The organism is Cellulosimicrobium sp. AB352, assembly GCF_049538415.1.
Lineage (GTDB): Bacteria > Actinomycetota > Actinomycetes > Actinomycetales > Cellulomonadaceae > Cellulosimicrobium > Cellulosimicrobium funkei.
Window position 1 is genome coordinate 89904 of record NZ_JBMVFX010000008.1, and the last position, 12176, is coordinate 102079.

Below are 12176 nucleotides of genomic sequence, written 5' to 3' on the forward strand. Positions count from 1 at the left end.
CCCCGGTCGCGCGAGGTAGAGCCCTGGTCACGACCAGGGCTCTACCTCGGCTGACCAGGGCTCTACCTCGGCGGACCGGGGCTCTCCCTCGGCGGGGCGAGGACGACGTGGAGGGTGCGGGGGCCGTGCACGCCCTCGACGCGGGAGAGCTCGATGTCGCTCGTCGCGCTGGGGCCGCTGATCCACGTCTGCGGGCGCCCGGGGTGCGCGGCGAGCAGGCGCACGGCCTCGGGCACGGTCTGCACCACCTGGTCCGTGCGCACGACGCACACGTGCAGGTCGGGCACGAGCGTGATCGCCCGGCGGCCCTGGTCGGGCTCGCCGTCGAGCACGATCGTCCCGGTGTCGCCCACCGCGACGCGCGCCGCGGTGACGACGGCGTCCGTGCGGTCGAGCTCGTCGGGCGTGCGCGGGTCGTCGCGCGCGTCCCGCACGACGGCGATCCCGGCGCCCAGGCCCGCGAGCCACGCCTCGTCGAGACCGGCCGGCACGACGACGGACGTCGCGTCGGCGAGCAGGTCGCCGACGACCGTCGCCACGTCCGCCGCCGTCTCGGCGCGGTGCACGTGCGCCCGGTAGTCGACGAGCCGGTCGACGAGCACGTCCACGGCCTCGGGCGAGCCCGGGGCGAGCTCGCCGTGCTCGCGGTAGGCGCGCGGCACGCTGCCCGACGCCGCGGGGCCGCCCGCCGCCGTCGACCCGCCGAGCGCGGTGCGCACGCGGGCGAGGACGTCGTCGCGCGCGCTCACCGGTCCTCACCTCCCTCGGTGCGGGGCTCGTCGGCCGGGCGGTCGCGCCACCAGTCGCGGAAGGTCTGCTTCGCGGGCGCCGGGAGGTCGCGCGAGCGGGTCCACGCGGACGCGGGCGGGGGGAGGGTCGAGATCCGGCCCTTCGGACCGGCGACCAGGCGCCCGACCCCCGCCGCCTTCTCCGCGATCTCGAACCGGCGCGCGTCGGACATGACGAACGAGGCCGCCTTCATCGCGGCGCCCCACCCGGTGGGGCGGCCGCGGTCGGCGTCGACCTCGCGCGCCCGGAGCTCGACGAGGATCGACGGGATGTCGATCTTCACGGGGCACACCTCGTAGCACGCGCCGCACAGCGTCGAGGCGTAGGGGAGCGACGCGTTCGGGTCGTGGTGGCCGGAGAGCCCGCCGGAGGACTTCGTGAGCTGCGGCGTGAGGATCGCGCCGATCGGGCCGGGGTACACCGACCCGTACGCGTGGCCGCCCACGCGCTCGTACACCGGGCACACGTTGAGGCACGCGGAGCAGCGGATGCAGTGCAGCGCGGCCCGCCCGACCTCGTCGGCGAGGACGTCGGTGCGTCCGTTGTCGAGCAGCACGAGGTGGAACTCCTGCGGGCCGTCGCCGGGCGTGACGCCCGTCCACAGGGAGGTGTACGGGTTCATGCGCTCGCCCGTGGACGAGCGCGGCAGGAGCTGGAGGAACACCTCCAGGTCGGTGTACGTGGGAACGACCTTCTCGATCCCCATGACGGTGATGAGCGTCTCGGGGAGCGTGAGACACATGCGGCCGTTGCCCTCGGACTCGACGACGGTCAGCGTCCCCGTGTCCGCGACGCCGAAGTTCGCCCCGCTGATCGCGACCTTCGCCGAGAGGAACTTGCGGCGCAGGTGGGCGCGCGCGGCCATCGCGAGCTCGCGCGGGACGTCCGAGAGGTCGGGCGGGGCGTCGCCCATGCGCGCGAGGAAGATCTCGCGGATCTCCGCGCGGTTGCGGTGGATCGCGGGCACGAGGATGTGCGACGGCATGTCGTCGGCGAGCTGCACGATGAGCTCCGCGAGGTCCGTCTCGTACGCCGCGATCCCCTCGGCGGCGAGCGCCTCGTTGAGCCCGGTCTCCTGCGTCGCCATGGACTTCACCTTGACGACCTCGTCGACCCCCTTCGCCTTGACGAGGTCCGCGACGATCCGGTTCGCCTCGTCCGCGTCGCGCGCCCAGTGCACGACGCCGCCGCGCGCCACGACGTTGCGCTCCAGCTCCTCGAGGAGCTCGGGCAGGCGCGCCATGACGTCGGTCTTGATCGCGGAGCCCGCGTCGCGCAGCGCCTCCCAGTCCGGTACCTCGCCGACGACGGCCGCGCGCTTGGCCCGGATGGTCGACGTCGCGTGCGCGAGGTTGCGCCGCAGCTGCGTGTTCTGGAGCGCCTCGCGCGCCGCGTCGGGGAACGACCCGCCCCAGCGCAGCGGGGCGTCCGGGTGCGGCACGTCGCCGAACGCGTCCGACGCCGCCCCCGCACCCGCCGAGGTGCCGTGCCCGCCCGGGTGGGCGACGTCGTCGGGCAGGGTGCGCGCGCCGCGCCGGACGGGCAGGCCGAGGAACGTGCGGCTCACCGGGCACCCCCGCGCGTCGACGGGCCGACTCCGGCGGGGGCGGGCGTGTCCTTCGTGGACGCGAGGATCTCCGCGAGGTGCAGCGTGCGGACGCCCGCGCGGATGCGCGACAGGCCGCCACCGATGTGCATGAGGCACGACGCGTCGCCTGCGGTGAGGACCTCGGCGCCCGTCGCCTTCACGTGCGTCATCTTGTCGGCGAGCATCGCCGTCGAGGTCTCGGCGTTCTTCAGCGCGAAGGTGCCGCCGAACCCGCAGCACTCCTCCGCGGCGGGCAGCTCGACGAGGTCGATGCCCTCGACCGCGCGCAGGAGCCGCAGCGGCTTGTCGCCGACGTGGAGCATGCGCAGCGAGTGGCACGTCGGGTGGTAGGTGACCCGGTGCGGGAAGTAGGCGCCGACGTCGGTCACGCCGAGCACGTCGACGAGCAGCTCGGACAGCTCGTACGTCTTCGCGGCGACGGCGTCGGCGGTGCGCGCGAGGTCGTCGAGACCGGCGCGCCGGCAGACCATGCCTTGCTGGTGCCGCACGGACCCGGTGCACGACCCGGACGGGACGACGATCGCGTCCCACTCGCCGTCGAGCACGGGGGAGAACGCCTCGACGTGGTTGCGCACCACGGGGACAGCCTCGTCGAGGTACCCCGTGTTGACGTGCATCTGGCCGCAGCAGGCCTGGCGCTCGGGGAAGAACACCTCGTGGCCGAGGCGCTCGAGGAGTTGGGCGGTGGCGCGCGGTGCCTGGGGGAACATCACGTCGCCGATGCAGGTCGCGGTGAGGGCTATGCGCATCGTTGCTCCGGGGGAGGGCGAGTCGGTCCAGTCTCGCCGGGCCGCGTCCGTGCCGCCTGCCGAGACCGCCGCGGTGAGGCGCCGCGGCTGTGGTCTGACCACAGTCCGTCCACTGTAGACCACGCGGTCGGCGTGGTCTGACCACAGCGTGCCGGGGTCGCCTACCCTGAGCGGGTGCGCACCCACGAACGCGTCCTCGCCCGCATCGAGGCGGACCTCGCCGCGGGCCGCTGGGCGCTCGGCGAGCGCCTCCCGGCCGAGCGCGCGCTCGCGGAGGAGCTCGGCGTCTCGCGCCCCTCGGTGCGCGAGGCGCTCCGCGTGCTCGAGGCCATGGGCATCGTGCGCACCGCCGTGGGCTCCGGGCCCGACGCCGGCGCCACCGTCGTCGACCGGCCCGCCGCCGGGCTGGGCGCGGCCGTGCGCCTGCACGTCGCGTCCGGGACGCTCGCGGTGCGCGACGTCGTCGAGACGCGCGTGCTGCTGGAGACGTGGGCGGTCCGGGCCGCGGGGGAGCGAGTGGGTGCGGGAGACGACGAGGCCGCAGCGACGCTCGCTGAGGCGGGCGCCCTGCTCGACCGGATGGAGGACCCGACGCTGCCCGCGGCCGACTTCCGCGAGCTCGACGCGACGTTCCACGTGCTGCTCGTGCGGCTCGCGGGCAACGCGCTCGTCGAGGCCGTCATGACCGGGCTGCGCGGCGCGATCGAGTCGTACGTCGCCGCGGGCAGCGCCGCGCTCCCGTCGTGGGAGCGGACCGCCGCACGCCTGCGCGCCGAGCACCGCGCCGTGCTCTCCGCCGTCGCGGAGGGCGACGGCGAGCGCGCGGCCCGCGCGGTGCGCGCCCACATCGAGGGCTTCTACGCCGAGACGGGCCTCTGAGCGGACCGTCGTGCGCGTCCCGTGAGGGGTCTCGCGACGGCTAGGTCGATCCGGCGCGAGGCAGGCCGGCCAGGCGGCGCTCCAGGAGCCGGCGGTCGCCCTCGCGGTCCACGAGCGTGAGCGCACGGCACAGGTCGACGGCGGCGTCCGCGGGGCGCCTGGCCCGGACGAGCAGCTCGGCGCGGACGGCGGGCAGCAGGTGGTAGCCCGCGAGCGCCGGCTCGTCCGCGACGGCGTCGACCGCGGCCAGTCCCGCGTCGGAGCCGTGCACCTCCGCGACCGCGACCGCGCGGTTGAGCGCGACGACGGGCGAGCCGGTGAGGTCGAGCAGCACGTCGTAGAGGCCGAGGATCTGCGGCCAGTCGGTCGCAGCCGCGTCGGTCGCCTCGTCGTGGAGCGCCGCGACGGCGGCCTGCACCTGGTACGGCCCAGGTCGCCCGACGGCGAGCGCCGCGTCCAGCTCGGACAGCCCCTCGGCGATCTCGTCGTGCCGCCAGCGCGCGCGGTCCTGCTCGGTCAGGGTCCGCGTGACGCCGTCGGGCCCCACGCGCTCGTCGCGGCGCGCGTGCTGGAGCAGCAGCAGGGCGAGCAGCCCGCGGGCCTCGGGCTCGTCGTCGAGCAGGCGCGCGGTGAGCCGCGCGAGCCGGACGGCGACGTCGGCGAGCGCGCGCCGCTCGGCCGAGCCCTCGACGGCGTCGGCGGGCTCCGCCCACGCGTCGTACCCCTCGGTGAACAGCACGTACAGCACCGCGAGGACGCCCTCGACGCGCTCGGACCGCAGCGCGGCCGGCGGCACGCGGAAGGTCATGCCGGTGGCGCGGATACGGCGCTTGGCCCGGACCAGGCGCTGCGCCATCGTCGCCTCGGGGACGAGGAAGGCGCGCGCGACCTGGGCGGTGGTCATGCCGGTCAGCGACCGCAGGGTGAGGGCGACCCGCGCCTCGGCGGGCAGCGCCGGGTGGCAGCACGTGAAGAGCAGGCGCACGAGGTCGCCGTCCGGGTCGTCGGCGTCCCAGGGGTCGTCGTCGAGGCCGCGCGCTACCTGCTCGACGACCGGGTCCGCGGCTCGGCTCCCGCCCCGGGGACCCGGGTCGACGCGCTCGCCCAGGCGGCCCGCGGACGCGACCCGCTCCGCCTCGACCCGACGACGGCGCAGGACGTCGATCGCGTGGCGGCGCGCGGTCGTCGTCAGCCACGCGCCGGGACGCTCCGGCACGCCGTCGCGGCGCCACGTCCGCAGCGCCGCGGCGAACGCCTCCTGCGCGGACTCCTCGGCCAGGTCGAGGTCGCCCGTGCTGCGCGCGACGGCGCCGAGGACGCGTCCCCACTCGGTGCGGAACGCGTCCTCGACGGGGTCCGTCGCGGGCGTCAGCTCAGGACCCGTCGAGGTCCAGCGGCCACGCGGGGTGCAGCTCGATCGCGCCGCCGTACGCCATGGGGTGCTCGGACGCGATGGCGATCGCGGTGTCCAGGTCCGGCGCCTCGAGGACGTCGAAGCCCGCGATCGACTCCTTCGTCTCGGAGAACGGCCCGTCCGTGACGAGCACCTTGCCGCCCCGGACCCGCACGCCCACGGCGTCCTCCGGGGGGCGCAGCCGGTCGCCGACCACCGCGGCACCGCTGCCGTAGTGCCGCCCGACCCACTCCCCGATCGGGGCCGCGGCCTCGGCCTCCTCGGGCGGCAGCCCCGGGTCGTCCGGGGTGCCGAGCACGAGCATGAGGTAGCGCATCAGAGGTCCTCCGCCCTCGTCGCCGCGGGCCGGCGGAGCACCGTCGGCCCGGAGGACGCGACGTCGGCGGCGGACGTCCCGTCCCCGGCGCTGCGTCGCCCGTCACGGTACCGCGCACGGTCCGGCGGGTGCTCGCGGTCCGCCGCGAGGATCGTCTCCAGGAACGTCGTCATCGTGCCTCCTCCTCTCGCACGGCCCGTGCGGCCGTACGAGAGGACGACGAAGCCCGGTCGCCGAGATCGACACCTTTCTCGCGACCGTCTCTCGCGGGGCGGCGCGCCGCGGGGGACGGGCGGAGGGCGGCCGACGGCGCTACGCGTCGTCGCCGGACTTCGCCTCGCCCCAGCCGTACCAGCGCTCGACCTCGACCCAGGCGCTGACGCGCGGGTCGGTCCGGTTCGCGTACTCGTGGCCGGTGTAGTGGCGCGAGATGCGGTCGATGTCGGCCAGGCCCTCGTCGGCGCGCAGCTCGACGACGCGACCGATGAGCGTCACGTGGGTGTACCAGTTCTCGTCGAGCACGGTGAGCGAGACCCGGGGGTCGTTGCGCAGGTGCTTGAGCCGCACGCGGGACTCGTCGAGGTTGACGAGCACGCGGCCGTCGTCCTCCCAGACGTACCAGGTGGCGGCGGTGACGGGCGCGCCGTCGGAGCGCACCGTCGCCATGACGGCGGCGTTCGGGCGGCGGAGCATCTCGACGAGACGGGAGGGCAGCGGCGGACGGGACACGACGGCTCCTTCGGTGGCACGACGGCGGACCTCCCGACGGTACGTCACGGGTGTGGCGCACGACCTCCCGGAGCCCCGCCCGGAGCGTTCTGACGACGAGCGGCCGCGTGACATGATCGTCCTCATGCTCACTCCCGCCACCGGCGCGGCCGGGTCGCGCATCGTCGGCCTCGGTCACTTCCAGCCCGAGAAGACGCTGACGAACGACGACATCGCGCAGCTCGTCGAGACCAACGACGAGTGGATCCGCTCGCGGACGGGCATCGTCACGCGGCACGTCGCGGACGACGACACGACCGTCGCCGACATGGCGACCGCGGCGGCCCGCCACGCGCTCGACGACGCGGGCGTCGACCCGGCCGAGGTCGACCTCGTCATCGTCGCCACGGCGACCGCGACGGACCGCTCGCCCAACACGGCGGGACGCGTCGCGTACCACCTGCGCACCGGCGTCATGCCTGGGCAGTCGACGCCCGAGGAGGCGTCCGAGCTCGACCTGCGAGGCGTCGTCGGGCCGGCGGTGCTCGACGTGAACGTCGCGTGCTCCGGCTTCGCCCACTCCGTCGGCCTCGCCGACCAGGCGATCCGGGGCGGGTCGGCGCGCACGGCCGTCGTGGTCGGCGCGGAGAAGCTCACCGCGTTCACCGACTGGACCGACCGCAGCACGTGCATCCTCACCGCGGACGGCGCGGGCGCGGCCGTGCTGCGCGCGACGGACGAGCCCGGCGTCGGCCCGGTGACCTGGGGCTCCGAGCCCGACCTCACCCCGGCCGTGCTCATCGAGGCGCCGCAGGAGAAGTTCGCCCAGGACGGCCGCGCCGTCTTCAAGTGGGCCATCACGCGCGCCGCCGAGCGCGCGCGCACCGTCGTGGAGCGCTCCGGCGTCTCGCTCGACGACATCGAGGTGCTCGTCGCGCACCAGGCCAACCTGCGCATCATCGAGCCGCTCGCGAAGGCGCTCGGGATGGAGTCGAAGGTCGTCGTCACGGACATCGTCGAGTCCGGCAACACGTCCGCGGCGTCCATCCCGCTCGGGCTCTCCAAGTGGTGGCACGCGGGCAAGATCCCCGCGGGCGTCCCGGCCCTGCTCTTCGGCTTCGGCGGCGGGTTCGCGTGGGCGGGCCAGGTCGTGGAGACCCCGACCCGCTGACGCGGGACGACGAGCCCGCTGTGTCAGCCCGCCGTGTGGTCCGGCTCCGGCGGGTACCAGACGCGCGTGCCCTCGACGCGGGCGAAGGACGTCAGGGTGTGGGGCCGTGGCGCGGCGTCGGAGACGATGTCGCGCACCTCGACGCCACGGACGACGAGCGCGTCCCCGACGAGCGACCGGTGGCAGCGCCACGGGACGGCCTCCGCGCACATCAGCACGAGGTCGTCGTGGGCGCTGCGCCGCACGAGGTCGTCGACCGCGGCGCCGAACTCCGGCGTCTGCATGTGGTCCGCGTACCCGCGGAACGACAGGTTGCGCCACGCGCCGTTCGGGCTGTCGGGACGGGCGTGCCGCAGGCCGCCGAGCGCGCGCACCCAGCGGTACGTGATCCCGTGGGACCGCAGGACGGGCGCGAGCGCGTCCTGGCCGAACTGGGGGTTGTGCCGCGACCGCGGGACGGTCCGGACGTCGACCAGGCGGCGGATGCCGTTCGCCCGGAGGAGCGCGAGGAGCTCCTCGACCGGACGCGTGGAGTGCCCCACCGTGTACACGACGCTCACCCGGCCACTCTAGGAAGGCGCTCCGTCGCCGGCACGGGGACCGGGCCCGGGCGGCGCGGTCGTGGACCGGGGTGGGCGTCGCGGCCGGCGCGCGCCAGAATGGGCCCATGCCTCTCGCCCCGCGCTACCTCGCCGCCGACGACCGCTACGACACCATGACCTACCGGCGGACGGGGCGCAGCGGCCTCGACCTGCCCGCGATCTCGCTCGGTCTGTGGCACAACTTCGGTGACGTGAACCCGTTCGAGACGCAGCGCGCGGTGCTGCGCCGCGCGTTCGACCTCGGGATCACGCACTTCGACCTGGCGAACAACTACGGCCCGCCCTACGGCTCGGCGGAGGAGAACTTCGGCCGCCACCTCGCGCAGGACCTCGGCGCGTACCGCGACGAGCTCGTCATCTCGTCGAAGGCCGGCTACGACATGTGGCCCGGCCCCTACGGCGACGGCGGCTCGCGCAAGTACCTGCTCTCCTCGCTCGACCAGTCGCTCCGCCGGATGGGCCTCGACTACGTCGACGTCTTCTACCACCACCGGCCGGACCCGAGCACGCCGCTCGAGGAGTCCATGCGCGCGCTGCACGACGCCGTCCAGCAGGGCAAGGCGCTGTACGTGGGCGTGTCCAACTACTCGCCCGCGCGCACGCGCGAGGCCGCGGCGATCCTGGCCGACCTCGGCACCCCGCTGCTCATCCACCAGCCGAGCTACTCGATGCTCAACCGCCACGTCGAGGACCCGGCGCACGAGGACGCGTACGACGGCGTGCAGACCGAGTCGCTGCTCGACGTCGTCGGCGACCTCGGCGTCGGCACCATCGTGTTCTCGCCGCTGCAGCAGGGCCTGCTCACGGACCGGTACCTCTCCGGGTCGGCGCCCGAGGGGTCGCGCGCGGCCCGCCCGGACTCGCCGTTCCTGTCGGAGAAGAACCTCGACGAGACGTACCTGGGGCGTGCCCGGGCGCTGAACGAGATCGCGGGTGCCCGCGGCCAGACTCTCGCGCAGCTCGCCCTCTCCTGGGTGCTGCGCGACGATCGCGTCACCTCCGCCCTCGTCGGGGCGAGCAGCGTCCGCCAGCTCGAGAACAACGTCGCGGCCCTCTCGGCGCCCCCGCTCACCCCGGAGGAGTCGGCCACCATCGAGTCCGTCCTCGCGAGGTAGAGCCCTGGTCGCGCGAGGTAGAGCCCTGGTCGCTACCAGGGCTCTACCTCGCAGGTGGTCGGGTCAGGCGGGGTGCGCGTCCGCGGACGACGACGCGGCGGCGGCGCGCTCGAGCAGGAGCTGGCGCTCGTGGCGGGTCGGGGCGAGGGCCGCGGCGCGCTCGAGCACGTCAGCCGCCTCGGCGTGCCGACCCAGACGGGTGAGCAGGTCGCCGCGCACGGCCCCGTAGAGGTGGTGGCGCGCGAGCCGCGGGTCGTCCGCAACGCCGTCGAGCACCATGAGCGCGGCCGCGGGGCCGTCCGCGAACCCGACGGCCACGGCGCGGTTGAGCTCGACGACCGGCGAGGGCGCGACGGACGCCAGCGCGTCGTAGAGCGCGACGATCGCGTCCCAGTCGGTTTCCGCCCAGGTCCGGGCACGCGCGTGGCACGCCGCGATCGCGGCCTGGAGCGAGTAGGGGCCGAGCGCCCTGCCAGTCTGCGTGCCGAGCGCGAGCGCGCGGTCGAGGGCGGCGAGCCCGTGGCGCACGAGGAGCCGGTCCCAGCGCGAGCGGTCCTGGTGCTCGAGGAGCACGGGCTCGCCGTCCGTCCCGGTGCGCGCGGCGAACCGGGACGCCTGGAGCTCCATGAGCGCGACGAGCCCGTGCACCTCGGGCTCGGCCGGGAGAAGCCCGGCGAGCACACGCCCGAGGCGCATCGCGTCGTCGGCGAGCTCGCGCCGCACCCACGTGTCGCCCGACGTCGCGGCGTAGCCCTCGGTGAAGACGAGATACACGACCTCCAGCGCGGCCGGAACGCGCGCGGCGAGCTCGTCGGCCTGGGGAACCGCGAACGGGACGTTCGCCTCGGCGAGAGTCCGCTTCGTTCGGGAGATGCGCTGCCCGACGGTCGCGGACGGCACGAGGAAGGCGCGCGCGATCTCGTCGGTGCTGAGGCCTCCGACGAGGCGCAGCGTGAGCGCCACGCGGGACTCGCGCGGCAGCACGGGGTGGCACGCGACGAGGACGAGCGCGAGCAGGTCGTCGCCCACCGGGTCCTCGACGACCGCGTCGGGCGCCGGGACGGACCCGACGAGGACGGCACCGCCGTCGGCGGGGTGCGCCGTCGGGCCTCCCCTCCCGCCGGGCACGGCGAGCTCCGCCGCGAGCCGCGCGTACTTCTCGTCGCGCGTGCGCTCGCGGCGGACCAGGTCGACGGCCCGACGGCGTGCGACGGTCGTGAGCCACGCGCCGGGGTTGTCCGGCACACCCCGCGCGGGCCACTGCTCGAGCGCCGCGACGAACGCCTCCTGCGCGACCTCCTCGGCGAGGCCGACGTCGCGCAGGGTGCGGGCGAGACCGGCCACGAGCCGTGGCGACTCGATGCGCCACACGGCGTCGACGGTGCGGGAGACGTCGGTCATGACCGGCCCCGGCCTCGTCGTGCGGGTCTGGCGTCAGGCGCCGTGCTGCGCGCGGATCTGGTCGGCGAGGCGCTCGTCCTTCTCGCGCTGCTCGGGCGTGTACTCCGCGCCGAAGTCCTCGGCCTCGAAGATCGGCCGGATCTCGAGCACCTCCTCCAGGCCCGCGCTGGGGTCGCTCGGGCACTTCCGCGCCCACTCGACGGCTTCCTCGAGCGAGGAGACCTGCCAGACCCAGTACCCGGCGACGATCTCCTTGGACTCGGTGAACGGCCCGTCGACCACGGAGGTCTCGCCGCCGCGGAACACGACGCGCGCTCCCCGGGACGTCGGCTGCAGGCCCTGTCCGTCGAGCATGATGCCGGCCTGGACGAGCTGCTCGTTGTACTCGCCCATCTGCGCGAGCATCTCCTGCGTCGGGGCGATCTTGTCCTCGTCGGCCCCGCTGCCCTTGATCATGACCACGACTCGCATGACGTTCCTCCTCGGTGAGTGCCCCCTCGACCGTAGTGTCGTGGAGGCGGGTTCACCAGGACGTCGGACGGCGGACCTCGGTCTTCGACACGGCCCGCCGACGAGTTCTCCCGGACGTCAGCGGAAGCGCTGGACGGCGAGCGGGGCGGCCTCGGCGAGTCCGCGGACGGCCGGGTGGTCGGCGCCCGGGGCAGTGCCCGCGAACACGTCGCGCAGCGACCCCGACGCCACGAACGTCCCGTCGGCGAGCACGTGCACGGTGGGGCACATCCGCTCGACGAGCTCGAGGTCGTGCGAGACCAGCAGCACGGCGGTGCCGAGGGCGGTCGTCGCGTCGGCGAGGCGGCGCACGACGTCGCCGCGCATCGCGGGGTCGACGGCGGTGAGCGGCTCGTCGAGGAGGAGCGCCCGGGGGCGCGTCGCGAGCGCGACGGCGAGCGCGACCCGCTGCTTCTCGCCGCCCGAGAGCGACTGCACGGTCCGCGGCGCGTAGCGGGGCTCGAGCGCGACGTCGCCGAGCAGGTCCTCGACGGAGCGTCCGCTCGGGCGGCCGGCACGCCGCGCGTCCTTGAGCGCCGCGGACAGCGTGCGGTCCACCGTCCAGCGGGGGTCGATGCCGATGCCGGCGAGGCCGTCCTGGGAGACGCGGCGGACGTCGGCCGTGAACTGCTTCTTGTCCCGGCGGGAGAGCTTGCCCACCGTCCGCTCGGCGTAGGTGACGTGCCCCGCCGTGGGGCGCACGAGGCCGACGAGCGCGCGCACGATCGTCGACTTCCCGGCGCCCGACTCCCCGACGATCCCGACCGGCGCGGTGCCGGGCGTCACGTCGAGGTCGATGCCGTGCACGACGTCGGAACCTCCGTAGCCGGCCGCGAGGCCGCTGGCGCGCAGGAGAGGGGTCGTCGTCGTGCTCATGGGTCACCTTCTGGTCGTCGGGGTCCGGGCGGGCGGT

At 75.2% G+C, this 12176-nt stretch carries 14 protein-coding genes; 3 read left to right on the forward strand and 11 right to left on the reverse strand.

Annotation, left to right across the window (positions count from 1 at the left end; genetic code table 11):
• Window positions 1-62: 62 nt before the first annotated feature.
• From ACPCUX_RS07910 to ACPCUX_RS07920, 3 genes are read right to left on the reverse strand one after another with little or no spacing between them, the layout of a single operon-like run.
• Complete coding sequence (locus tag ACPCUX_RS07910; protein WP_423388498.1) at window positions 63-749, reverse strand: LutC/YkgG family protein; 687 nt, start codon at window positions 747-749, stop codon at window positions 63-65.
• The gene (locus ACPCUX_RS07915) at window positions 746-2356 is read right to left on the reverse strand and encodes a LutB/LldF family L-lactate oxidation iron-sulfur protein (RefSeq protein WP_423388499.1); all 1611 of its coding nucleotides are present in this window, start codon (window positions 2354-2356) and stop codon (window positions 746-748) included. Before ACPCUX_RS07915 ends, ACPCUX_RS07910 begins: the two co-directional genes overlap by 4 nt.
• Window positions 2353-3147, reverse strand: coding sequence for a (Fe-S)-binding protein (locus tag ACPCUX_RS07920; RefSeq protein WP_086149108.1), 795 nt, complete (start codon window positions 3145-3147; stop codon window positions 2353-2355). Before ACPCUX_RS07920 ends, ACPCUX_RS07915 begins: the two co-directional genes overlap by 4 nt.
• Before the next feature lie 174 nt (window positions 3148-3321).
• Between ACPCUX_RS07920 and ACPCUX_RS07925 the strand changes: the two genes are divergently transcribed.
• Window positions 3322-4026 (forward strand): FadR/GntR family transcriptional regulator, encoded by a 705-nt coding sequence (locus ACPCUX_RS07925; protein ID WP_144681765.1) that lies wholly within the window; start codon window positions 3322-3324, stop codon window positions 4024-4026.
• Window positions 4027-4066: 40 nt separating this feature from the next.
• Here the strand turns inward: ACPCUX_RS07925 and ACPCUX_RS07930 are convergent, their stop codons facing one another.
• From ACPCUX_RS07930 to ACPCUX_RS07945, 4 genes are all read right to left on the reverse strand, one after another.
• Complete coding sequence (locus tag ACPCUX_RS07930) at window positions 4067-5398, reverse strand: RNA polymerase sigma factor (RefSeq protein WP_423388532.1); 1332 nt, start codon at window positions 5396-5398, stop codon at window positions 4067-4069.
• 1 nt (window position 5399) lies between these two features.
• On the reverse strand, window positions 5400-5756 hold the full coding sequence (locus ACPCUX_RS07935; protein WP_009862891.1) for a YciI family protein: 357 nt from the start codon (window positions 5754-5756) through the stop codon (window positions 5400-5402).
• Entirely contained in the window at window positions 5756-5929 is a 174-nt protein-coding gene (locus tag ACPCUX_RS07940; RefSeq protein WP_157838011.1) for a hypothetical protein, read from the reverse strand. Before ACPCUX_RS07940 ends, ACPCUX_RS07935 begins: the two co-directional genes overlap by 1 nt.
• A 139-nt stretch (window positions 5930-6068) precedes the next feature.
• Entirely contained in the window at window positions 6069-6485 is a 417-nt protein-coding gene (locus ACPCUX_RS07945) for a TIGR03618 family F420-dependent PPOX class oxidoreductase (RefSeq protein WP_085388515.1), read from the reverse strand.
• 124 nt (window positions 6486-6609) lie between these two features.
• On the opposite strand from ACPCUX_RS07945, the gene ACPCUX_RS07950 reads away from it, so the two are divergent.
• Window positions 6610-7635, forward strand: a complete 1026-nt coding sequence (locus ACPCUX_RS07950) for a beta-ketoacyl-ACP synthase III (protein WP_137279661.1) — start codon at window positions 6610-6612, stop codon at window positions 7633-7635.
• A gap of 23 nt (window positions 7636-7658) precedes the next feature.
• Here ACPCUX_RS07950 and ACPCUX_RS07955 read toward each other — a convergent pair whose 3' ends face one another.
• Entirely contained in the window at window positions 7659-8195 is a 537-nt protein-coding gene (locus ACPCUX_RS07955; protein ID WP_034656293.1) for a DUF488 family protein, read from the reverse strand.
• Window positions 8196-8302: 107 nt separating this feature from the next.
• On the opposite strand from ACPCUX_RS07955, the gene mgrA reads away from it, so the two are divergent.
• Window positions 8303-9352 carry an L-glyceraldehyde 3-phosphate reductase gene (gene mgrA / locus ACPCUX_RS07960; RefSeq protein ID WP_409141377.1) on the forward strand — a complete coding sequence of 350 codons (1050 nt, stop codon included), beginning with the start codon at window positions 8303-8305 and terminating at the stop codon, window positions 9350-9352.
• Window positions 9353-9415: 63 nt separating this feature from the next.
• Here the strand turns inward: mgrA and ACPCUX_RS07965 are convergent, their stop codons facing one another.
• The 3 genes from ACPCUX_RS07965 to ACPCUX_RS07975 all read right to left on the reverse strand — a co-directional run bounded on the left by ACPCUX_RS07965 (window position 9416) and on the right by ACPCUX_RS07975 (window position 12139).
• Entirely contained in the window at window positions 9416-10753 is a 1338-nt protein-coding gene (locus tag ACPCUX_RS07965) for an RNA polymerase sigma factor (protein WP_423388500.1), read from the reverse strand.
• 33 nt (window positions 10754-10786) lie between these two features.
• Entirely contained in the window at window positions 10787-11224 is a 438-nt protein-coding gene (locus tag ACPCUX_RS07970) for a YciI family protein (RefSeq protein ID WP_423388501.1), read from the reverse strand.
• Window positions 11225-11341: 117 nt separating this feature from the next.
• Complete coding sequence (locus ACPCUX_RS07975) at window positions 11342-12139, reverse strand: ABC transporter ATP-binding protein (RefSeq protein WP_423388502.1); 798 nt, start codon at window positions 12137-12139, stop codon at window positions 11342-11344.
• Window positions 12140-12176: the final 37 nt, after the last annotated feature.

What these genes read in the sequence shown, in the direction of transcription:
- ACPCUX_RS07970 (WP_423388501.1), bottom strand. Translation starts at nt 11,224, where the DNA reads ATGCGAGTCGTGGTCATGATCAAGGGCAGCGGGGCCGACGAGGACAAG.
- ACPCUX_RS07935 (WP_009862891.1), bottom strand. Translation starts at nt 5,756, where the DNA reads ATGCGCTACCTCATGCTCGTGCTCGGCACCCCGGACGACCCGGGGCTG.
- ACPCUX_RS07920 (WP_086149108.1), bottom strand. Translation starts at nt 3,147, where the DNA reads ATGCGCATAGCCCTCACCGCGACCTGCATCGGCGACGTGATGTTCCCC.
- ACPCUX_RS07940 (WP_157838011.1), bottom strand. Translation starts at nt 5,929, where the DNA reads ATGACGACGTTCCTGGAGACGATCCTCGCGGCGGACCGCGAGCACCCG.
- ACPCUX_RS07965 (WP_423388500.1), bottom strand. Translation starts at nt 10,753, where the DNA reads ATGACCGACGTCTCCCGCACCGTCGACGCCGTGTGGCGCATCGAGTCG.
- ACPCUX_RS07975 (WP_423388502.1), bottom strand. Translation starts at nt 12,139, where the DNA reads ATGAGCACGACGACGACCCCTCTCCTGCGCGCCAGCGGCCTCGCGGCC.
- mgrA (WP_409141377.1), top strand. Translation starts at nt 8,303, where the DNA reads ATGCCTCTCGCCCCGCGCTACCTCGCCGCCGACGACCGCTACGACACC.
- ACPCUX_RS07950 (WP_137279661.1), top strand. Translation starts at nt 6,610, where the DNA reads ATGCTCACTCCCGCCACCGGCGCGGCCGGGTCGCGCATCGTCGGCCTC.